Genomic DNA, 21,319 nt, shown 5'->3' on the forward strand with positions numbered 1-21,319 from the left:
CCGCCGGTCATATACCGGCAGCTGGCTGCTTAAAGGTGTTTTGATCCCTGTCTCAAAAACGGGGGTCAGTCCCTTCCAAAGGGGGGATTTTTTAGGTTTCGTATAAGAGACGTCCTGTCATTTTCGTATCATACCCGGCTAATTGAGACAGCTGGGACCGGAATTCCTCTGAATGAAGAATGTCTTTTACGCTTTGAACGAGCTCCCGGTTTTGCTTCAATACGACAATATCGTACTGCTCCCTGATGATCGGGATAAAATCCGTTCCGGCCATATGCGCCGCATGCTGCGCGCCGACGCCCGCATCCGCCTTCCCGCTTGAAACTTGAGACGCCGCGGATAAATGATCCGTCACAATATCGTTGTAGCCGGCGACTTCAGACGGCTTCATGCCGAGTAAGCTGAGCTGTTCATCGAGCAGCACTCTTGCGCCTGACCCTTTTTCACGATTGACGATGCGGATATCCTTTCTGTTCAAATCTTTGAAGCTTTGAATGTTCAGGGGATTTCCTTTTTTCACATATAATCCGGCCTGCCGAAGCACGACGTGAAAGAGTACAAACGGCTCTCCCGTCAGGATGCGCTTCACATACGGAATGTTGTACTGCCCCGTCTCGCCGTCGTATAAATGCAGACTGACGATATCGCACGCTCCCCGGTACATTTCAATCAGGCTGTTTAAGCTGCCGCTGTATTTGCGGAGCGGTGCCGCCTGTATCTTTTGCTCCAGCCGCTTGCTGAGCAGGTCCATAGAAACATCCTGTCCGCTGATGATGACAGACTGTCTTTCTTCCGGCTCCGGCCTGCCGGACATGTCTGATGCCTCCTTCACCGGTGTCTTTGCAGTCGTTCTCATATTCGTTTTATATTGTTTTAAGTCCTCTTCATCGACCCTCATCTGCCTTCCGACCCTGTATGCCGGAATGAGTCCTTTTTTTATCAGATCATATACGGTAAGCTTTGAGACCTTCAACAGGCCCGCAACTTCTTCTATCGTATAGGAAGTGGCTTCGCTCATATTATCACGCTCCGCTTTTATTATAACTGTTCATATGTTGAAAAAAAACAGCACCTTTTCGTACAATTACGTTATAATTAGTTTGATCTAATGATATTTAACTATAAGGGGTGCAATCATCTTGAAAAAGAAAGCAACAATCTTAACAACTGCGGCCATGGCTGTTTTCTTAGTGACTGCGGGGTGCTCATCCGGACAATCCTCCAAACGCGGAGAAAGCGAAAAAGTAACGCTTACCGTTTCTGCGGCAGCCAGCGCTCAGGATGCGCTTGAAGAAATTCAATCCAACTACGAAAAATCTCATTCAAACGTAACCATCCAAGACAACTTCGGATCATCCGGGACATTACAAAAACAAATTTCACAGGGCGCCGGAGCGGATTTATTTTTCTCAGCCGCCGAAGATAAATTTGATACGCTTGTCAATGACGGAGATATCGACAAAAAAGACAGCACGGATCTTTTGAAAAATGAACTTGTACTCGTTGTGCCTGAGAAAAACAGCGCACACATTAACCATTTAAATGACCTGAAAAAAGACAGCACGGAAAAAATCGCGCTCGGCACACCTGAATCGGTGCCTGCCGGCCAATACGCAAAGCAGTCACTAACGAAACTGTCATTATGGGATAAAGTAAAAAGCAAGGTCGTCTATGCAAAAGACGTCCGCCAAGTGCTTTCCTATGTCGAGACCGGTAATGTCGATGCCGGGCTTGTGTATAAAACAGACGTGCTCATTTCAAAGAAAGTGAAGATTACCGATGAAGCGCCTGCGAAAACACACGATCCGATTGTTTATCCGCTTGGAATCGTAAAAGATACGAAGCACCGGAAAGAAGCAGAGGCATTTTATAAATATCTGCAATCAAAGGAAGCAATGAAAGTGTTTAAGAAATATGGATTTACAGCCAAGTAACATGACGGCTTCGGAGTTTTTCACCCCTGTCGCCCTTTCTTTTGAGGTGGCTGCGGCTGCGGGCATCGCCGTCATCATTCTCGGGACGCTTGCCGGCGCCTGGATGGCCAAAGCCCGTTTTTTCGGAAAAACGGCTGTGGAAACCCTTTTTATGCTTCCGCTCGTTCTTCCTCCGACCGTTGTCGGTTTTATACTGATTATCATTTTCGGAAAGCACAGCTTTTTCGGCCGGGCGATTGAATGGATCTTTCACCAGCCCGTCATCTTCACATGGTGGGCCGCCGTGATCGCGTCGGCCATCGTTGCCTTTCCGCTCATGTATCAATCAGCCAAAACGGGTTTCGCCGCGATAGACCCCGACATCGAAGGGGCGGCGAGAGTAGACGGAGCCGGAAGCTGGAGGGTTTTTACGCATATTTCTGTTCCGCTTGCCTTTCCGTCGTTACTGACAGGAAGCATTCTCAGTCTCGCAAGGGCGCTCGGCGAATTCGGGGCAACGTTAATGTTTGCCGGGAACATTCCAGGTGTCACCCAAACTCTGCCGACCGCGATTTATGTCGCAATGGATTCCGGCAACGAAACGCTCGCTTGGATTTGGGTGATTTGCATTATCATCATTTCTTTTTTCATGCTGTTTTTTATTCAATTAAAAAAACCGGTGTAACCAGCATCGCCTCTCCGTGAAGTTTTACGGGAGGCTTTTTATTTTAAAATCGGGATGGTATATAATGAAACAAAAACAGATAAAGGATGCGGCCATGAAGATTAACGTCATTATCGCGGATGATAATTCTTTCATCAGAGAAGGAATGAAAATCATTTTACACACATATGAAGAATTTACAGTATCAGCAACACTGGAAAACGGGCTGGAGGCTGCTGACTATTGCAAAAACAATCCCGTCGATATCGCCTTATTGGACGTCCGCATGCCGGTGATGAACGGCGTCGAAGCCGCAAAACGGATTGCGGAGGAAACAAATACAAAACCGCTTATCCTGACGACATTTGATGACGATGAATATATTTTAGAAGCAATCAAAAGCGGCGCAAAAGGATACTTATTAAAAAATACCGAGCCGGAACGGATTCGCGACGCGATTAAAAGCGTCTACAACGGGCACAGCATTCTTCAGGATACCGTATTGAATAAAATTAAAGACAGCCTGCTCCGGCCTGCGGGAACGGCGCATCAAATTGATGAGAGCTTATTTACCGAAAGAGAGCTCAGCATCATGTCGCTTATCGCAAAAGGACTGTCAAACCGGGAAATTTCAAAGCAGCTTTTCATTTCAGAAGGAACGACGGCCAACTACATTTCTTCTATTTTAGGTAAAACGGGGCTTGAGCACAGAACTCAAATCGCGATTTATTATATTACCGGGAAGGTGGATAACGGGCTTTGAACAGTATGGATTTCTGGATGCTGATGACAAAGCTGATCGTCATCTTCTATACGGCCTTTTTGTTCGTATCGGAAGATCGCCTTTACACGCCGTACGCTGTTTTGTTTCTGCTCCTTTACCTTTGCATGGCCATCGCCATTTGCTTGGTAAACCCCCGCGCTTGGAGGCGCGGCATTGTCCTTTTGGCATTGGTATTTACCGCCGGGCTTTCGATGCGGGCCCATCCTGCGTTTTTGTTTCTGCTCCCGCCCGTCATTTTCGATGTCCTGTCCGAATATTCTTTCCGCCGCTATTTTTTTTGCTTATTCGTATTTGTTCCGGTTTTATTTGTGCCGTTCAGCGATCTTCCCTCCTATGCCGCCATTACGCTGTTATGCCTGGCGATATTTGTGCTGGCTCAGCAATCATGCACACGCCTGAAAAAATACGAAGAGCAGTCAGACAACATGCGGTCGAGCATAGAAAAGCTGACGAAACGGCTGAATAACAGCACGGAATACATCAAGCAATCGGAATACACCGGCAAACTTGAGGAAAGAAACAGATTATCACAAGCCATCCATGACCAGATCGGCCATTCCATGACAGGTGCGCTCATTCAAATGGAAGCGGCGAAACGAATGCTGGACGCCCATCCGGAAAAGGCGGCCGAATTGCTGCAAAACGCCATTCACATTTCCAAGGAAGGCATTGAAGATATCCGCATTACGCTGAAAAATATGAAGCCTCCGCCTGAACAAATGGGCATTCACAGGCTGAGAACATTTATAGACGAATTTTCTGCCAAGCATGGGATGTCCATTCCGTTTACGCATACGGGCGATTTAGACAGACTGTCGCAAATTCAATGGAAAGTGATTCAAGAAAACGCGACCGAAGCGCTGACCAATACGATGAAATATGCCGGGGCTTCGCAGATTTTCATCGATATTCATGTGCTGAACAAAGCGGTAAAAGCTGAGGTCAAGGATAACGGGAGCGGCGCCGTCCAATTTAAAAAAGGCCTCGGCATGCTCGGGATGGAGGAGCGCGCCGCCGCCTTAAACGGCACCGTCATTTTTAACGGAACGAACGGGTTTTCCGTGACGACCCTGCTGCCGATTAATAAATGAAGGTTTTCATGTGAAAAATATGAAGATTCTCATGTCAAAGGAATGAACTGCTGCACTAACGGCCGTTCATTCTTTTTTTTATAATAAAAGCATCATAAGACATAGAGGTGGAAATATGAACATTTTGGAGCTTAATCAGCTGACGAAGAAATTCGGCGACTATGCCGCCGTTGACCAATTGTCGCTTGCAATAAAAGAAGGCGAAATTTTCGGCTTTCTCGGTGCGAACGGAGCCGGAAAAAGCACCGCCATCAACATGATCGCGGGACTGGTGAAACCAACCGGCGGAGACATCCTCATTCTCGGAAAACATATTTTCAAACACAGCAAGTTTACGAAAATGAATATCGGAATCGTACCGCAGGACCTTGCCATTTACGAGGAATTAACCGCCTATGAAAACGTGAAATTCTTTGCCGGATTATACGGATTGAGGGGAGCAGCGCTTCAGGAACGGGTCGAAGAAGCACTGTCATTCGTCGGCTTGAGTGATAAGCATAAAAACCTGCCGAAGCATTTTTCCGGCGGGATGAAACGCCGGCTGAATATCGCCTGCGCCCTTGCCCACCGGCCGAAGCTGATCATTATGGATGAACCGACAGTGGGCATTGACCCCCAATCAAGAAATTATATTTTGCAGTCGGTGAAAAAGCTGAATGAGATGGGCTGCACGATCATTTACACGAGCCACTAAATGGAAGAGGTTGAGGAAATATGCTCGCGGATCGCCATCATTGACCACGGAAAAGTGATTGCCGAAGGCTCAAAGGAACAGCTCACCTCCATTATTACTGATACAAAAGACGTCGTTATTGACGTGTCGTCCGTAAGCGGCATCAGTCTCGATGACATCAAAGAACTTCCCGGCGTCAGAGCCGCACAGATGGAAGAAAACAGCATCAAAATCAGCTCTGACACCGGCGTCAATAATTTAAACCGGCTGATCCGTTTCTTCATAGACAAAGGCATTGAAATCCGCTCCTTACAGGAACAAGCGCCGAATTTAGAAACGGTCTTTCTTACTCTGACAGGCAGAAGCCTGCGCGACTGACTCAAATGAAAGGAGGATTGCAATGAACATTCTGCACATTGCCAGTAAAGAAATCAAAGTGAGTTTCCGTGACAAACGGACGTTTATTTTCATGCTAGCTTTTCCGATTGTGTTCATGCTGATTTTCACAGCGGCATTATCGAACACCTTTGACTCAGAGGTCACAGTCGGCAAAATCGAAGTACTGTATACCGATCAGGCAAACAGCCCTATATCTCAATATTTTACTGCATTCATAAAAGAAGCACGAAAGGAAAATGTGTATTTTAAGAAAGCCGATTCGGAAGCAGCAGGCAAGACAGACGTAAAAGAAAATCACGCCGATGCCTATGTATCTGTGGAAAACAACGGCTTTACAGTGTATACAAACGATCACAGCGGGATTAACGGAACAATCGTCGATGGCATGCTGACGGCTTTTACAAACCAATATAAAGCGGGAGCGGCAGCCGTAAAAGCACATGCAGCGCCTGCCGCCGGCCAAGTAAAAAACGATTATATTCAGCAAACCTCGTTAAACAAGGCGAAGGAGCCGAAAGCGAAGGATTTTTACGCGATTTCCATGACGACGATGATCGCGCTTTATGCGGCCATTTTTGCGAGCACTTTATTCCGGGGTGAAAGAATCCGGCATACAGCGGACCGTTTATTTGCCGCTCCTGTCCGGAGAAGCGACATTTTTCTCGGAAAAGCACTCGGCATTTTGGTTTCTAATTTCCTCACGATCCTTGCCGTATTCGCTTTCAGCAAATTTATATTGAAAGCAAATTGGGGCAGCCATATAGGTATTGTGCTGCTGATCCTCGCCACTGAAATCCTTCTGGCCGTCAGCTTCGGGCTCAGCTTGAGCTATATGACAAAAAAGCCCGAAAGCGCAAGGGTGATTACCGTCATTATTGTTCAGGTCATGGCGATCATCGGCGGAGCCTATTATAAATATGATGGCGGAGGAATCTCTGCCCTGTCGCCTTTGACATGGATCAATCGGGCGATCAACAAAATCATTTATACGAATGACCTATCAGCGGCCTGGCCGGCTTTAGGATTAAATCTTACATTAGCTGCACTGTTTCTGCTTATCGCTGTTATAACGTTTCAAAGACGGGAGGGAATATAAAATGAAAAATTTCTGGTGGCTGTTTACAAACTCACTCCGGGGGATCACTAAAAGCAAAAAACAGCTTCTCCTTTATATCGGCGCGCCGCTCATCGGCGTCCTCCTCTCCTTTATGACCAATGCCAACGGAGGAAGCGAGACACTGCATATCGGCATCATGAACAAAGACGGCGGGGAGGTGTCCCAGGATACGGTTTCATTTTTAAAAGGCTTGGATCATGTCAGCATTTCTAAAGAAACAGCTGCGTCCGCCTCGTCAAAGATTGCTTCCGGAAAAATGGAGGCGATGATTACCTTTGAAAAAGGCTTCTCCGAAAGCGTAAAAAGCGGGAAGCCGGCGCACATCAGCATGACATCACTGAAAGGCGCCCAAGTAACAGGCTATGTCAGCTCTTATTTGTACAATTACATCAACAGCATTGCCTCCATGGGCAAGTCATCCGGCGGAGACGCCAAAGCCTTTCAGGCAATGTACGATGATTATAAGCACTCCCAAATAAAGACGGCGGCCTCTGTCTTACAGGATACCTCGAACTATAAAGAAGTGACGTATTCCGTTATCGGTTATCTCATTATAATTATGCTGTATTCCGCGGGCAACCTGTCAGAGCTTATGATTAAAGAACGAGAAAACAGAACGTATTACAGGCTTCTGTCAACGCCGATCACATCAAAGCAGTATGTCCTGGCAAATGCCGCGGTAAATATGATTGTGATGGCTGTTCAAATTATCATCGCAGTTGCCTTTATGAGCGCCGCTTTTCATATTCTGCCGTCGTTCCCGCTCTGGCAGCTCTTCCTGCTGTTGATGCTTTTCTCATTAAGCGTAATCGGTATCGCCTTTATTACCGTCGGCTTTTCCAACAGCAGCGCGTCGACAGCGGCGCTTTTGAACCTGATCGTCGTGCCGACAAGCTTATTGGCCGGATGCTTCTTTCCGGTCAATATCATGCCGAAAACGGTGCAGACAATTGCGGAATTTCTGCCGCAGCACTGGGTGCTTGATACAGTCGACAAATTACAGCACGGCTACTCACCTGGCAGCCTTATGCTGAACATCACCATTCTTGCTGCTTTTGCCGCCGCCCTTCTGCTGATCGCCGCATACAGATTCAGCTCCAACCGGCAGACACAGACATTTATGTAACCAAAAAAACAGCCTTTACAGGCTGTTTTTTGATTAGAACAGAAGCTCGTCCGGATTCGGACCCACACGCTCGTCCTTATTCAATGCATTGATTTTTTCGATTTCTTCCTGTGACAGTTCGAAATCAAAAATATCGGCATTTTCTATAATGCGGTGCTCTTTAATGGATTTTGGAATCGTTACGACTTCGTTTTGAAGGTCCCAGCGCAAAATCACTTGGGCAACCGATTTGTTATGTTTTTCTGCAATTTGTGACAGTACCTCGTTATCCAGCAGTTGCCCCTGCATAAGCGGAGACCACGCTTCCACTTGAATGCCCTGCGCCTTGCAGAAATCTCTTACTTCTTTCTGAGTCAAACGCGGATGGAATTCAATTTGGTTGACCATCGGCTTGATTTCAGCGTCCTTCAGCAGCTCTTCCAAATGATGCACCTGGAAGTTGCTGACGCCGATCGCGCGGATTTTGCCGTCTTTGTACAGCTTTTCAAGGGCGCGCCATGTGTCTTTGAATTTGTCCTTCCCAGGCCAGTGGATCAAATACAGATCCAGGTAATCAAGGCCGAGGCGCTCAAGGCTTTTCTCAAACGCGTCAAGTGTCGTTTCATACCCTTGGTCTTCATTCCACACTTTTGACGTGATGAACAGCTCGTCTCTGGCAACGCCTGAGGCTTTGATGCCTTCGCCGACGCCTTCTTCATTTTTATAAATAGCCGCCGTGTCAATGCTGCGGTAACCGTTTCTGATTGCCGCTTCGACAGCGTTTGCCGCTACGCTTCCGTTTTCCACCTTGAACACGCCAAGGCCGAACCACGGCATTTCAACGCCATTATGCAGCTTCACAGTATCTTTTAAGCTTTTCGCCACTTTGAACCATCCTTTCTATTCATTATGTAAACGTTTATTATTATCTCACATTTTTGCCGTCCGAAACCAACAATACGCTCGCAAACCATTATAGGGAGCCGTCTTTAGTTCCCGAGAACCATAAACGTTATTATTTTCCTATTTTATAAAAAATCTGGTTAACTGGGTGACTGACCGGGTAAAACCAACTGTACCCATCAAACCTTAAAGGAGGAAATATAATGAAACGTATGCGTATCCCTATGACTGTTGCCCTCGGTGCTGCCTTGTCACTCGCTCCTATGTCCTTTGTATCTGCAAAAGAAAATCCAGCTCCTCAGAACATCTCACAGAAATCCTCAGACATCTCAGCAAAAGATGTAGGTTTAAACATCGACGTTGACGTATTAGGAATCGGCGGCAAAATTGCCGACGCGATTAAATCCGCCCAAAACCGAGATGGATTTGTGAAAAATTTAATGGAGTCTTCCTTTTACGCTTCCGGACAAAAATATAATGTCATGGTGTTTAATTTGAGCCAGGAGTATGAAGATCATTTAAACGGCGTGCAGTTTTACGGTTCTGCGGTTTATGACGGGATTACGTACGGCATTTGGGTGTTTGAAGACGGAAGCTTTACCAATAAAGGCGACGGCGGCTGGATCAACTGGGCCTTCAGAGGCTGGTTCGACCGCGACGGCAATTCAGTTGAATTCCATCGCCCGTAATATGCAAAAAAAGCCGGCGCCTTGTGCGCCGGACTTTTTTTATTCCCCTCCGTCAAGCATTGCCGCTTCCACATCATTAATGTACTGGCGAAGCTCATGTGACATGTCCCTGGAAACTTCCCGTTCTTCGAACAATGTTTGAATTTCGTTGCGGATGGCCTGTACGGCCTTCAGCTTAATCTCAAGCTTCTGATTTTCAAAACGGCGGCTCGGGCTATACTCTTGATACATATTTTCCAGCCTGAAGATCAAATGATTGTAAAATGATATGACGGCGAGCGTGACGTCTTTGTTTTCATCTGTCATATGTTTTTTCAGGCTTTCAATGGCCGCCTTAGCCGTTTTGACCCGGGTTGCGCGAATTAAACCTTCTTCATTTAAAATCGACATTTCCGGCTTTTTATGCTCGCCGAAAAATATCCAATATATAAGCCGTTTCAGCTTCGTCTTTGATAAGCCGACTTTAAACGGGTTGGTGTACAGCACTTCCAGCTCATCAAACCTCTCCTGAAGGCTTTCAGCCGTTTCTTCCGGTATCTCTCCCCGGTCTATCAGCCGCAGCAGCTCTTCTTGTTCAGCCTGAATGCCCTGCGCGCGTACTTTCCGCTCATCTTTTTTCGTGCGCTTTTTAACAGTGAATTGCTGAAATCTGAGATTTTTCATTTTTTCATTGTATTCGGCAATGACCGCAAGAGACGCTGTTTTGTTTGTATCATTCATGTTTTCTTTAATGGTCGTTAAAGCAGCCTTAATCAGCTTCCGTCTCGCTGTCAGCAATTTGACTTTCTTTTCTTTTACATTATCCTCCTGTTTATCAGTCAATATCGGCAGCACGATCGTGGCCAAAACCAATGTGCACAAAATCACGCCGGCGGCCAAAAAGAGAATCAAATTCCGTTCAGGAAACGGCGTGCCGTCAGCCAGCACGTAAGGAATGGAAAACGACCCTGCAAGCGTGACCGCTCCCCTGACCCCTGAAACAGAAATCAGCAAGGTGGAGCGCAGTCCCGGTTTATAAATGCTCTGATCCTTGTTAAAGAACCATTTGCCGTTCCAAAAAAACAGCACCCATAAAAATCTGAGAATCATTACCGTCATTGTAATGACGAGAATGTATCCGATGACCATCATATTGTTAAACGCGGTATCATTAAAAATGACAGACACGACATCCGGTATTTGCGTTCCCAGGATGACGAAGACGAGACCGTTGAGAATGAATAGAATGATATTCCACGTACTTGAAGACACGATTTGCAGTTTGACCATTGCGGATTCAAGACGATCCTGCTCGACCGCATGGGTGATTCCTCCAGCCACAACTGCTAAAATACCGGACACACCGATTTCTTCCGCAGCCAGATAAATGACAAACGGCGTCAGGATTTGAATGAGCATGTGCATCGTGACATCCTGCATACCGAGACGGCGCAAAAGTAACCGGAAACGGATGATCAGAAAGGAAATGATGACACCGCTGAGTAAGCCCCCCGCTGAGATAAGAACGAAGCTGAACGCGGCCTGTGTTAACGAAAACGCGCCCGTCACGGCCGCCGCAATCGCAAACTTGAAAGCGACAAGACCTGACGCATCATTCATCAGGCCTTCCCCTTCAAGCAAACGGAGAATCCCTTTAGGCATCTTCACACGCCCTGACAGCGCGCTGACCGCCACAACGTCAGTCGGTGACAGGATCGCCGCCAGCCCAAATGCGGCGGCAAGCGGAATACCCGGGATCATCCAATGAATCGTATAACCGCCGACAATCACAGTGGCAAACACAAGACCCAGCGCCAGCAGCAATATCGGCGCTCTTAAATTCCAAAGCTCCGCACGAGGCGTTCTCTTCCCGTCGTTAAAAAGAAGAGGCGCGATAAACAGAACAAAAAACAATTCCGTATTAAGTTCAAAATGCAACCCCTGCGGAAAAGATGCCGCAATAATACCGAGCGCCACCTGAATCAGCGGCACAGGGATAAAGGGGACAAATCGATTTATGATATTTGAGATCGCAATGATGGTTAATAGTACGAGTACAACTAAAAATATGTCCAAACGCATGACCTCCTTCATCTGCTGCATCAATTTATGATGATCATTGCTTGTCTTATTCACTTCTCCAAGGGTCAGCGCCATTTATCTGACAATCCAATATCATTTTCGCCCCATGTGTCTTCTTTTATTTTACCCTTTTTTATTTAAAATTTCTCACAATGCGCTCACGGCGAACTTTTTTTGCCGCAGGTTAAACTTTTTCTTTTTATAGAAACAAGAGAAAAAGCCTGTTTTGAACAAGGATGTCAAAACACGCTTTTCATCTAAAATTGTTCTTGCTCATGTTAACTGATTGATAATCGCGGCGTATTTCTCGCACTGCTTTTCCCATTCGTCTTTTGAAAAATCCATATATTGGCCGTCCAGTAAGGCGCGGTATACATCAAGACATACGTGCCATCCGGCCAAATCTTTTGAGGTATGATCGCTGAGAGCCGGAATATATTCTTTTAATATCAATAAACATCCGTTATTCTCAGGACACAGTTCAAAGCGCACCCAGCCCTCCCCCCATTCGTACTGGAGAAAGGATTGTTCTTTGAAGTCTGTTATTTTCATATCAAAAGAATCACCTGTCCCGCCGTTCATATGAAATGTGATCGCCCCGTTTTTTCGAAGGTCTTTCACTTGGAGATTAGGCATCCATTTTTGTAATGTATCATTTTCAGTTAACGCCGCCCAAACCGTTTCTGCTGAATGATGCAGCAGACAATGAAACGCGGCTGTATAGCCGTCCTCAGTCTTCTCTACTGCTGCTGGCATAATGTGAATCCTCCTCATAGATATGGCGCTTCAATTTTCCCTATTAAAAAAGATAGAGAAAGCTGCTCTTTAGTCAGCGCTTCTCTATCCTTTTTTATTTTTGATACTGTGCCTCTTTTTTTATTCGTGAAAATTGGTGCCGTCTGTCGTCGCTTTAATAATGCCGGCGCGAATGACGAAATCTCCAAAGTGTTCGCCTTCCACGCGTTCTTTGGCGTAGCGCGGAAGAATCGTCCGAAGCTCGCTCAGAATCTCTTCTTCACCGATATTTTCACGGTACATTTTGCTTAAGCGGCTGCCATCAAATGCCGCGCCCAAATACATGTTATATTTTCCGGGCGCCTTGCCGATAAATCCGATTTCACCAAGGGCGTGGCGGGCGCAGCCGTTCGGGCATCCCGTCATACGGATGGTGATTTCTTCATCACGGAGCCCGTTTTCGTCCACGATTTCTTCAATTTTATCAATCAGCTTCGGCAGATAACGCTCCGCTTCTGCCATTGCGAGTCCGCATGTCGGAAGAGCGACGCAGGCCATTGAACCGCGGCGGAGGGCTGAATGCTGTCTGCCGTCGGACAAGCCGTATTGTTCAATTAATTCGCTGATTTGTTTCTTTTTCTGGCTTGTGACATTGCCGATAATCAGGTTTTGATTCGATGTGAGACGGAAATCACCGGTATGGACTTTGGCGATTTCCCGCAAGCCCGTCATGAGCTTGTAATCTTCATAGTCTGTAACCCGGCCGCCTTCGATAAACATCGTAAAATGCCATTTTCCTTTAACGCCCTTTACCCAGCCGTAACGGTCGCCGTTATGGTCAAAGTGATAGGCTTTCGCTTCAGCTAAACGCCAGCCGAGGCGGTTTTCCAGCTCAGCTTTTACGTTTTCCAGCCCGAGGCGGTCAACCGTATACTTAAATCTGGCGTTTTTTCGGACAGAACGGTTTCCGTAATCACGCTGAATTGTGATGACTTTTTCCGCTACATCGTACAGCTGCTCCGGTTTGCAGAATCCGATCACTTTGGCAAGCTGCGGATAAGTGGCCGTATCACCGTGCGTCATTCCCATGCCGCCCCCGATCGCCACATTGAAACCGATCAGCTTACCCTCTTCCACGATGGCGATAAAGCCAAGGTCTTGAGAAAAAACGTCGATATCATTGGACGGAGGCACGGCAATTCCGATTTTGAATTTCCGCGGCAGATAAAGAGGCCCGTACATCGGCTCTGTTTCTTCCGTTTCCGGCGTGCCTGCCACACGCTCTTCATCAAGCCAGATTTCATGATAGGCTCTTGTGCGCGGGAGAAGGTCGTCACTCAGTTTCTTTGACCATTCATATACTTCCGCATGGATCTCAGACTGATACGGGTTTGAAGCGCACATAACGTTTCGGTTGACGTCTCCGCATGCCGCAATTGTATCTAATAGCGCAGCGTTAATTTCTTGAATCGTTTTTTTCATGTTCCATTTTAAAATCCCGTGCATTTGGAACGTCTCACGTGTTGTGAGCTTTAAAGTGTGATTGCCGTATTTTTGCGACAGTTCATCCATTACAAGCCACTGTGCCGGCGTTGAAACGCCCCCGGGCATACGGACGCGCAGCATGAACTGATAAGCCGGCTCAAGCTTTTGCTTTTGGCGTTCATTACGGAGATCGCGGTCATCCTGCAAGTAGCTGCCGTGGTGCTTCATCAGGCGGTTGTCGTCATCCGGAATGCCGGCTGAAATCCTGTCTAGCATGACTTCCTTCAGTGTGCCGCGTAAATAATCGCTTTTTTCTTTAATTTCCTCAACATCACTTGGAGGGCCTTCCGGCGCTTTTAAAATGTTGTTCACCATGCTGAAAAACTCCTTTCAAACCAAAATCAGTATACATCACGCTGGTAGCGTTTTTTCTGCTGCATGTCAGCCAGGAAGCTTTCCGCTTTTTCACGGCTCATGCCGCCCTCTTCCTGAATGATGTCCAGCAGTGCCTGATGCACGTCATGCGCCATATGCTGTTCATCGCCGCAGATGTAAACGGCGGCTCCTTGCTGCAGCCATTCGAATAACTCTTTGCTTTGTTCCTTCATGCGGTGCTGCACATATACTTTTTCTTCTGAATCACGGGAAAATGCGACGTCCATTTTTGTCAGCACGCCGTCTTTCAGCCACTTCTGCCATTCCGTCTGATACAGAAAATCTGTGACAAAGTGCCGGTCTCCGAAAAACAGCCATGTCTTCCCTTGCGCTCCGGACTCTTCACGCTCCTGTATAAATGAACGGAACGGGGCGATGCCTGTCCCCGGCCCCACCATGATTATCGGTGTATCAGGATTCTCCGGAAGCTTGAAGTTTTGGTTGTGCTGAATGTAAATCGGCAGCGTGTCTCCGGGCTGGAGCCTTTCCGCACAAAGGATGCTGCACACGCCTTTGCGTTCCCGTCCGTGCGCATCGTACCGAACGGCTCCGATCGTCAGGTGCACTTCTTCCGGATTCGCTTCTAAACTGCTTGCAATCGAATAAAGGCGGGCCGGCATTTTACGCAGGATGGAAATAAACTCTTCCGCGGATGCTGCACACGGCCCGAAATCACGGATGAGATCGAGCAGATCACGGCCTTCAAGGTATGCTTTCGCCCGCTCTTCATTTCCTTCGGCCAGCAGCTCACTCAACTTATTATCGGACGTAAACTGGGCAAACTTTTGCAGCAGCGGTTTTGTTAACACGGTGATTTCAAAGTGAGATGTGAGCGCGTCCTTCAGCGAGCGGACATCTCCTTGTTTATTCACCGCCACCTCTTGTTCAGGGTCCCATTTCAGCTCTTTGAGAAGCTCGTCAACGAGAGCCGGATCATTTTCGGGATAAATGCCGAGGCTGTCTCCCGGCTGATACGAAAGACCCGAGCCTTCAAGAGACAGCTCGAGATGGCGTGTCTCTTTATTTGATCCGCGTCCGTTCAGATTGATGTTCTCAAGAACCTCCGCCTGAAACGGATTCGTTCTGGAATAGACGGATTCACCGGTCTGCGGCGTTTGAGCCGGGGCTTCGGCTGCTCTGTTTGTCTCTCCTTCGCTCAAACCGCCAAGAACGGCATCAAGCCATTCCGAAAATGGCTCATCATAGTCAAGATCACAATCAACCCTCGGCGCAAGCTGTGTGCCGCCGAGTTCTTCAAGGCGCTGATCAAATTCTTTACCGGTTTGGCAGAAGAATTCATAAGAGCTGTCGCCGAGCGCCAATACGGAATAACGGAGCGCCTCAAGCTTCGGCGCGCGTCTCCCATGGAGAAATTCATGAAACGACAGCGCGTTATCCGGCGGATCGCCTTCTCCGTGCGTACTCACGACGATCAGTAAATTGTTTATTTTTTTCAGACTATTCGACTTAAAATCATTCATCGATGCGACGGTTACTTGGAATCCCCGTTCCTCAAGCGTTTTTACCGTCTGTTTCGCAAGGCCTTCCGCATTTCCGGTTTGTGATCCGTATAATACGGTCACTTCTTTGGAGATCACGGGGCTTTCAGCCGGGAGCCCTGCCGAAGGTGCGGCGTTTTCAACGGATTCGGTTCGGGCGGCAGCCAGGTAACCGCTCAGCCAGATTTTCTGTGATTCGGTCAAGGTCGGCAGAAGGCGGTTAAGGAGCTCTGCCTGCTCCTGATTAAACGGACTGTTCATGACCTGAAGTTGCAACGATATCCACCTCACAAGGAATTAAACGTAACGTACGTTATTTCTATAGGAATTGTCAAAATAAGTTCTAATTGAACTTTACCGAAAGTTTGTATGTAAGTAAAATATATAATCATGATGATAATGATTAAGATTCCTAATGATAAAAAGCCCTTTGCGTCAGCAAAGGGCTTACACATATAAATCAGCGGGTACTTTTGTAATGAAGGGTGTCACTTCTCCGAGAGACAGCACGGTCAGATGGTGCATCGCCCGCGTACAGGCTGTATATAATAGCTTGCGGTCATGATCGCTGCTGTATTGGCGAAAGGAGGCATCATGTACAATGACGGCATCAAACTCAATGCCTTTCGCCAAATAAACCGGTATCACACATACGCCTTGTTGAAAGGTATGGTTTTCTTTGCTGATCAACCGGATGCCGTTTTTTTCGCTGGCGGCGCCGTAAACCCGTTTCGCTTCATCGGCTGTTTTGCAAATGACGGCGATCGTTTCCAATCCTTTTTGCTGCAGCTCACGTATCGTATCCGCCAGTTTTTCTTGCTGCGCTTCTGCTGTATCCGTCCGGCAGACACGCGGTGTTTCGCCGTTCCGGTTAAATGGCTCAATGTCAGCGCCGTCAGCCAGCAGCGCTTTCGTAAACTCGACGATCTGCCTTGTCGATCTGTAGGTCCGCGTCAGACTGACACGCTTTGCTTCGCCTTTCTGAAAACATCCGGCGAGTGAAGAAGGGTCTCTCATCGTATGAGCATAGATAGACTGGTTTGCGTCACCAAGTATTGTCATTCTGGCCGCCGGAAATATGCTTCGGATATAAGTGAGCTGGAACGGAGAATAATCTTGCGCTTCATCAATGAATATGTGCTTCATTTGTGTATTTTTTCTTTTTCCTTCTATTAAGTCCTGCAAGTAAAGATACGGGGCTGCATCTTCATACGGAAGCCTCAGCTCTGCAAAAGCTTCGCGGCTCAGTGATCCGATAAAATGCCATTGATCGGGTTTTTCAAAGGGTCCCCAATCTGAGAAAAGCTGAAGATACATCCGTTTGATATCGAGAAAGGCGAGCTGTCTGACCGCCTGCTTGATCGGCTTAAAGGCATTGCTGACAATGATAGCGCAAAGCAGCCGCTGTTCCCGCTGATGGTCATCAAAGGTATGCTCGCCAAACGCCTCTTTTTTTTGGAGTTTTTGATATACATCTGCATAGTCTTCCTTATCGAGCAGCTCGCTTTCCTGTATCACCCATTCCTTCCGCCGTTCCTTTTTTTCCAGCGCGCTGATTTCAGCAAGAAGCCATTCAGCCGTCAGCTCCGCTCTGGTCGGGATCGGCAGTTGGTGATCAAGCGAATAAAAATAAGCTTCTATCTGCTCCTTTGAAATCAAGGTTTCTCCGCGAAAGCTGATATGCTTACAAATGAGGCCGGAAGCAGACAGTGAACTGACATAACGGTCAATGAGACTTTGAAACGCCGATGATGCTTTATAGGCAATTGCGGAAAGCCTCACAGAGAGCACGGCATCATCTTGCTCTGTCAGACAATATTCAAGCTGCTCATACGGACTTTCACAATGAAACTTGCGTCCAAGCCGGCGGACGATGTATTCCTGAAAGGTCGCCTGTTCCATGTTTTCTTCTCCCAGTTCGGGCAATACAGCGGATACGTAGCTGTTAAAAAGAATATTAGGTGAAAATAAAACAATCTGACGGGCATCAAGCACACCGCGCCCCCGATACAGCAAATAGGCGGCACGCTGAAGAGCTGCGGATGTTTTTCCGCTTCCCGCGGCTCCCTGCACAATCAAATATTTACTTTTTTCATCCCGGATAATTTCATTTTGTTCTTTTTGAATGGTTGAGACGATGCTTTTCATTTGTGAGCCGGAATGGTCGCTCAGCACCTCTTGAAGCATTTCATCGCCAATCGTCATATCCGTATTAAACATCGCTTTAAGCGCCCCGTTTTTAATCATAAACTGCCGCTTCAGCGTAATCTCTCCTTCTATTGTTTCTTCCGGCACTTCATAACGGGCTTTTCCCGGGGAATATTGATAGTAGAGAGAGGAAATGGGGGCACGCCAATCGTAAATGAGAAATCGCTCATCGTTTTCATCCATCAGAGAGGTCAGTCCAATATATATCTGCTCGGAAGCAGACTCTCCTTTTTCCGTAAAATCAACACGGCCGAAATAAGGAGATGCTTTCAGCTTTTCGATTCTCTGAAGCTGCTGGTATTGATGCCGATGGCTTCGTTCACGTTCTGAGAGCATATCGGCCTGCTGTTTGATGCTTGAAAACGTCTCCGCTTTTTCATGGTCATCCTCCAAATTAATGGTGACGTCTTCCCAAAACGTTTTTCTCAGACCGATAATATCTTGCTTCAGTCCGCCGGACGACGATTCAAGCCGCTTTTGTTTTTTATCAAGTTCGTTCAGTACGGCATCTATCCTTGCCTGCTCTTCTTTCCATTCTTGATCATGCTTTGCCATCAGCAGCACCTCCGACATAAAAGTTGACAAACAAGCTGACATACTTTAGAATTAAAATTGGATATTAATACATATTATTCATTATTTTGGCTAAATACAATTCATCTTATCATAACAGCCCCTCTTTTTTCAAGGAGGGCTTGGGTATACATAAAACCGATTTCCTTTTGGGAAATCGGTTTTTATTGATCTATATGATAGGAACGAATCGGCAGCCTCCATCTGAATACATAGGAACAGATGCGGCATGCCACAAGCACAAGGAACAGCACATATAAGCCGAGGGCATTTCCGACCCAGCCGAGACCTACGATTAATCCTCCGAGTGCGGCCCAGACTGCATAAATTTCCGCCTTGAGGACAAGCGGTTTTCTCCCCGCAAGCAAATCACGAATGATACCGCCTCCGCTTCCGGTCAGCACGGCCGCCGCAATTACCGCACTGAGCGGATGCCCCATTTTGACGGCATATAAAGCGCCTTGGATGGCAAATGCAGAAAGCCCGATCGCATCAGACAGGCTCCCCCACTTATTCCAGTGCCTTAATAAAAGCTTCGGAAACAAAAAGACAATCGTAACTGATGCGAGGGCGATTTGAAAAAACGCGCCCTGTTCCCACAAGGCGGAGACCGGAACACCGATAAGCAGGTTTCGGATGGCGCCTCCGCCAAACGCCGTTACAATCCCCAAAATATACACGCCTAAAATATCATACTCCTCTTCCATCGCAACAATCGCTCCGCTGACCGCAAACGCAATGATGCCGATTACACTAAGCAGCTCCCAGGCCATTCCATATGCTCCTTTTTATTTGTTAAATTTTCTGACGACCTTTAGATTTTATAATCGCTTTCCCTTAAAATCAACCTTATTTTTGAAAGATTCTGATTCCGGTCAGGTCTCATTCCCTTCCAAAACCGGGACAACTGTATCTCGAACGGAGGATATCACAGAATATTTTCCTATTTTATACTCTAATGGAAGGTATTTTAAGAGTTTCATTGAATTACTTTTCTAACATAAAGGGGGTATATGAGATGAAAATCAGTTCACTTGTTTTTCCTGTTTTATTGACTGCCGGCTTGATTCCCGGCCTGCCATCTGCAGAAAGCCATACGCATTCGCACAGCCACGCGGAGCCTGCAAAGACGGTATATACGGATCCTCTTCCGAAAGCCGATCATTTTAAGGATATAAGCGGACCCGTCCAGATTGAACAGACGGTTGACACAAAAATTTTGGATGAACACGGAAAACAGGTCGGCACAAAACGGTTTAACGCCAATGTCAGCCAAAATAAAGCGTCAACAAAAGCAAGCACAGGCAGCCAAAAGGTAAGAGTGCTTGCTGTGGCGGACGCAGAATACCGGGCCAAATACAGCGACTGGCAAACCAGAATCGTCCAGATTGTGGAACAGGCCGATGTCGCGTTCAACCGTGATCACAATATTGATTTCGTCGTACAGGCTGTACAAGCCTGGAATTCTTCCGGTTCTAACAGTTCGCAAATTTTATCTAATCTCCAAAACAGCTTCAGCAGGCAAAATTATCATTTTGTCGTCGGTTTTACCGCAAAATCAAGCTTTGACGCCGGCGGTATTGCGTATGTATATAACGGAAAACCGAGCGGCCCCGCTTTCAGCGTCAACCTTGACCAAGGATCGGCCAATACCGCAAAAGCGGCTCAGCATGAGTTTTCCCATAATTTCGGGCTTCAGCATGATCCCCAAGGAAGCGGCATCCGCTGTGTCATGAATTATGATTATGCGTACTCAGTGGATACTTGGGACAGTTCCCATAACAGACAGATTGAGACAAATAAATCTTGGTATAAGTAATAGAAAAAGAGCCGCTCAAATTGAGCAGGCTCTTTATTTTGAAGTGCGTTCCGTTTTCACAAAGCACATACAGATGATAATGAGAATAAATGCCGTAAGGGCTAAGAAAGGTATCGTAATAAAACCGAACCAGTTAATATATTCAGATGAGCAAGGCACGCCGTATACGCAAGGCTTAATGCCGCTAAAACCGGGCACCTTCTGTTCCAGATAATGCATGATTGAAATAAACGCACCGATGACGGCCATCGGGAGCACATATTTTTTCACACGCGTGTCACCTTGGAAGGTGGCGATTCCCAAAATCAGGACAAGCGGGTACATCAAGATTCTCTGGTACCAGCACAGCTCGCACGGAATAAATTTTCTGATCTCGCTGAAATAAAGGCTGCCGAGCATGGCAAGAAGAGCAATAACCCAAGAAACATATAAAAATACGATTCTATTTTTCATTTTTCAGCTCTTTCTTAATCGTTTTTGAGATTTCATCATAATCGGAAAACTTATTAATCACCTTATCATTCACGTAAATCGTCGGTGTAGCCGTAATGTTTAATGTATCATTCAGGTCAGTGTCAGCTTTAAGCTCCTTGGCGAAGGTCTCTTTATCAAGGTTTTCTTTAAGCTTCCCAGGATCAACCTTTTTCGCGGTGCTTTTCACCGTTTTTTCAAGAAGCGCAGGCGTGACCCATTCCTGTTCGCTTGACGGCTGTTCCTCAAACAGTTTCTCATGAAATGCCCAGAATGATTTCGGATCTTCTTTCCAGACCTCTTCAGAAGCAAGAGCCGCCAGACGGGAGCCCGTTCCGTGGAACATCACGTTCACAAATGAAAATTTGACGTCGCCTTTGTCAATAAAGTCCTTTTTGATTTTCGGAAAAATATCGCTGTTAAATACTTTACAGGAAGGACACTTGTAATCTCCGAATTCCACTACCGTAACCGGAGCGCTTTCCTTGCCGAGCACTGGCTGGCCTTTAATGGAAGGCTGGCTGGCGACTGTTTCACCCGTTTTTTCCGATTGATTATTAATAAGCACGATGGCTCCAAATAAAACGACAACGATTAACGTCAGGATCACCGCAAATTTCGCAGACGATTGTTTCTTTTTCACTCAGACACCTCATTGTTTTTAAAATAAAAAAAGAAGCGGATGCCGGACGGCC

18 protein-coding genes and 1 pseudogene are annotated in these 21,319 nt (G+C 46.8%); 9 read left to right on the forward strand and 10 right to left on the reverse strand.

All coding sequences use genetic code 11. The features are described 5' to 3' along the window. Window positions 1–91: 91 nt before the first annotated feature. Complete coding sequence (locus tag J7E26_RS01650; protein ID WP_214803057.1) at window positions 92–1,018, reverse strand: substrate-binding domain-containing protein; 927 nt, start codon at window positions 1,016–1,018, stop codon at window positions 92–94. A 121-nt stretch (window positions 1,019–1,139) separates the two neighbouring features. Between J7E26_RS01650 and modA the strand changes: the two genes are divergently transcribed. The 7 genes and pseudogenes from modA (at window position 1,140) to J7E26_RS01685 (ending at window position 7,767) form a co-directional block, all read left to right on the forward strand. Beyond that, the gene (gene modA, locus J7E26_RS01655; RefSeq protein ID WP_214803055.1) at window positions 1,140–1,934 is read left to right on the forward strand and encodes a molybdate ABC transporter substrate-binding protein; all 795 of its coding nucleotides are present in this window, start codon (window positions 1,140–1,142) and stop codon (window positions 1,932–1,934) included. Beyond that, entirely contained in the window at window positions 1,915–2,598 is a 684-nt protein-coding gene (gene modB, locus J7E26_RS01660) for a molybdate ABC transporter permease subunit (protein WP_214803052.1), read from the forward strand. The genes modA and modB overlap by 20 nt, the downstream gene beginning before the upstream one ends. Window positions 2,599–2,692: 94 nt before the next feature. Beyond that, a complete protein-coding gene (locus J7E26_RS01665) occupies window positions 2,693–3,340 on the forward strand; it encodes a response regulator transcription factor (RefSeq protein ID WP_214803109.1) in 648 nt (215 codons plus the stop codon). A 5-nt stretch (window positions 3,341–3,345) separates the two neighbouring features. Then, complete coding sequence (locus J7E26_RS01670) at window positions 3,346–4,452, forward strand: sensor histidine kinase (protein WP_214803108.1); 1,107 nt, start codon at window positions 3,346–3,348, stop codon at window positions 4,450–4,452. A 115-nt stretch (window positions 4,453–4,567) separates the two neighbouring features. Then, a pseudogene (locus J7E26_RS01675) lies at window positions 4,568–5,503 on the forward strand (ABC transporter ATP-binding protein). 22 nt (window positions 5,504–5,525) lie between these two features. Further along, the gene (locus tag J7E26_RS01680; RefSeq protein ID WP_214803048.1) at window positions 5,526–6,620 is read left to right on the forward strand and encodes an ABC transporter permease; all 1,095 of its coding nucleotides are present in this window, start codon (window positions 5,526–5,528) and stop codon (window positions 6,618–6,620) included. A gap of 1 nt (window position 6,621) precedes the next feature. Then, complete coding sequence (locus tag J7E26_RS01685) at window positions 6,622–7,767, forward strand: ABC transporter permease (protein WP_214803045.1); 1,146 nt, start codon at window positions 6,622–6,624, stop codon at window positions 7,765–7,767. A 33-nt stretch (window positions 7,768–7,800) separates the two neighbouring features. Here the strand turns inward: J7E26_RS01685 and J7E26_RS01690 are convergent, their stop codons facing one another. Next, on the reverse strand, window positions 7,801–8,631 hold the full coding sequence (locus tag J7E26_RS01690) for an aldo/keto reductase (protein WP_214803042.1): 831 nt from the start codon (window positions 8,629–8,631) through the stop codon (window positions 7,801–7,803). A 221-nt stretch (window positions 8,632–8,852) separates the two neighbouring features. Here J7E26_RS01690 and J7E26_RS01695 point away from each other — a divergent pair, with 221 nt between their 5' ends. Continuing rightward, window positions 8,853–9,338: a stress protein gene (locus J7E26_RS01695; protein WP_214803040.1), complete on the forward strand. Its 486-nt coding sequence runs from the start codon at window positions 8,853–8,855 to the stop codon at window positions 9,336–9,338. 39 nt (window positions 9,339–9,377) lie between these two features. On the opposite strand, the gene J7E26_RS01700 is transcribed toward J7E26_RS01695, so the two are convergent. The 6 genes from J7E26_RS01700 to J7E26_RS01725 all read right to left on the reverse strand — a co-directional run bounded on the left by J7E26_RS01700 (window position 9,378) and on the right by J7E26_RS01725 (window position 19,107). Further along, the gene (locus tag J7E26_RS01700; RefSeq protein WP_214803036.1) at window positions 9,378–11,393 is read right to left on the reverse strand and encodes a Na+/H+ antiporter; all 2,016 of its coding nucleotides are present in this window, start codon (window positions 11,391–11,393) and stop codon (window positions 9,378–9,380) included. 279 nt (window positions 11,394–11,672) lie between these two features. Next, window positions 11,673–12,155 (reverse strand): SRPBCC family protein, encoded by a 483-nt coding sequence (locus J7E26_RS01705; protein WP_214803033.1) that lies wholly within the window; start codon window positions 12,153–12,155, stop codon window positions 11,673–11,675. 120 nt (window positions 12,156–12,275) lie between these two features. Continuing rightward, window positions 12,276–13,994, reverse strand: a complete 1,719-nt coding sequence (gene cysI, locus J7E26_RS01710) for an assimilatory sulfite reductase (NADPH) hemoprotein subunit (RefSeq protein WP_214803030.1) — start codon at window positions 13,992–13,994, stop codon at window positions 12,276–12,278. A 26-nt stretch (window positions 13,995–14,020) separates the two neighbouring features. Next, a complete protein-coding gene (locus tag J7E26_RS01715) occupies window positions 14,021–15,829 on the reverse strand; it encodes an assimilatory sulfite reductase (NADPH) flavoprotein subunit (protein WP_214803027.1) in 1,809 nt (602 codons plus the stop codon). 171 nt (window positions 15,830–16,000) lie between these two features. Further along, window positions 16,001–18,316, reverse strand: a complete 2,316-nt coding sequence (gene helD, locus J7E26_RS01720; RefSeq protein WP_214803024.1) for an RNA polymerase recycling motor HelD — start codon at window positions 18,314–18,316, stop codon at window positions 16,001–16,003. A 182-nt stretch (window positions 18,317–18,498) separates the two neighbouring features. Continuing rightward, window positions 18,499–19,107: a trimeric intracellular cation channel family protein gene (locus J7E26_RS01725; RefSeq protein WP_214803021.1), complete on the reverse strand. Its 609-nt coding sequence runs from the start codon at window positions 19,105–19,107 to the stop codon at window positions 18,499–18,501. Window positions 19,108–19,352: 245 nt separating this feature from the next. On the opposite strand from J7E26_RS01725, the gene J7E26_RS01730 reads away from it, so the two are divergent. Then, a complete protein-coding gene (locus J7E26_RS01730) occupies window positions 19,353–20,153 on the forward strand; it encodes a zinc-dependent metalloprotease (protein WP_214803018.1) in 801 nt (266 codons plus the stop codon). A gap of 33 nt (window positions 20,154–20,186) precedes the next feature. Here the strand turns inward: J7E26_RS01730 and J7E26_RS01735 are convergent, their stop codons facing one another. Continuing rightward, window positions 20,187–20,606, reverse strand: a complete 420-nt coding sequence (locus J7E26_RS01735; protein WP_214803014.1) for a disulfide oxidoreductase — start codon at window positions 20,604–20,606, stop codon at window positions 20,187–20,189. Continuing rightward, the gene (gene bdbD, locus J7E26_RS01740) at window positions 20,596–21,267 is read right to left on the reverse strand and encodes a disulfide bond formation protein BdbD (RefSeq protein WP_214803012.1); all 672 of its coding nucleotides are present in this window, start codon (window positions 21,265–21,267) and stop codon (window positions 20,596–20,598) included. The genes J7E26_RS01735 and bdbD overlap by 11 nt, the downstream gene beginning before the upstream one ends. Window positions 21,268–21,319 lie beyond the last annotated feature (52 nt).

It is taken from the genome of Bacillus sp. ISL-51 (assembly GCF_018613535.1).
Classification (GTDB): Bacteria; Bacillota; Bacilli; order Bacillales; family Bacillaceae; genus Bacillus.

What these genes read in the sequence shown, in the direction of transcription:
- helD (WP_214803024.1), bottom strand. Translation starts at nt 18,316, where the DNA reads ATGGCAAAGCATGATCAAGAATGGAAAGAAGAGCAGGCAAGGATAGAT.
- J7E26_RS01730 (WP_214803018.1), top strand. Translation starts at nt 19,353, where the DNA reads ATGAAAATCAGTTCACTTGTTTTTCCTGTTTTATTGACTGCCGGCTTG.
- J7E26_RS01685 (WP_214803045.1), top strand. Translation starts at nt 6,622, where the DNA reads ATGAAAAATTTCTGGTGGCTGTTTACAAACTCACTCCGGGGGATCACT.
- J7E26_RS01725 (WP_214803021.1), bottom strand. Translation starts at nt 19,107, where the DNA reads ATGGCCTGGGAGCTGCTTAGTGTAATCGGCATCATTGCGTTTGCGGTC.
- J7E26_RS01695 (WP_214803040.1), top strand. Translation starts at nt 8,853, where the DNA reads ATGAAACGTATGCGTATCCCTATGACTGTTGCCCTCGGTGCTGCCTTG.
- cysI (WP_214803030.1), bottom strand. Translation starts at nt 13,994, where the DNA reads ATGGTGAACAACATTTTAAAAGCGCCGGAAGGCCCTCCAAGTGATGTT.
- J7E26_RS01705 (WP_214803033.1), bottom strand. Translation starts at nt 12,155, where the DNA reads ATGCCAGCAGCAGTAGAGAAGACTGAGGACGGCTATACAGCCGCGTTT.
- J7E26_RS01680 (WP_214803048.1), top strand. Translation starts at nt 5,526, where the DNA reads ATGAACATTCTGCACATTGCCAGTAAAGAAATCAAAGTGAGTTTCCGT.
- J7E26_RS01735 (WP_214803014.1), bottom strand. Translation starts at nt 20,606, where the DNA reads ATGAAAAATAGAATCGTATTTTTATATGTTTCTTGGGTTATTGCTCTT.
- J7E26_RS01650 (WP_214803057.1), bottom strand. Translation starts at nt 1,018, where the DNA reads ATGAGCGAAGCCACTTCCTATACGATAGAAGAAGTTGCGGGCCTGTTG.
- modB (WP_214803052.1), top strand. Translation starts at nt 1,915, where the DNA reads ATGGATTTACAGCCAAGTAACATGACGGCTTCGGAGTTTTTCACCCCT.
- J7E26_RS01670 (WP_214803108.1), top strand. Translation starts at nt 3,346, where the DNA reads ATGGATTTCTGGATGCTGATGACAAAGCTGATCGTCATCTTCTATACG.
- J7E26_RS01665 (WP_214803109.1), top strand. Translation starts at nt 2,693, where the DNA reads ATGAAGATTAACGTCATTATCGCGGATGATAATTCTTTCATCAGAGAA.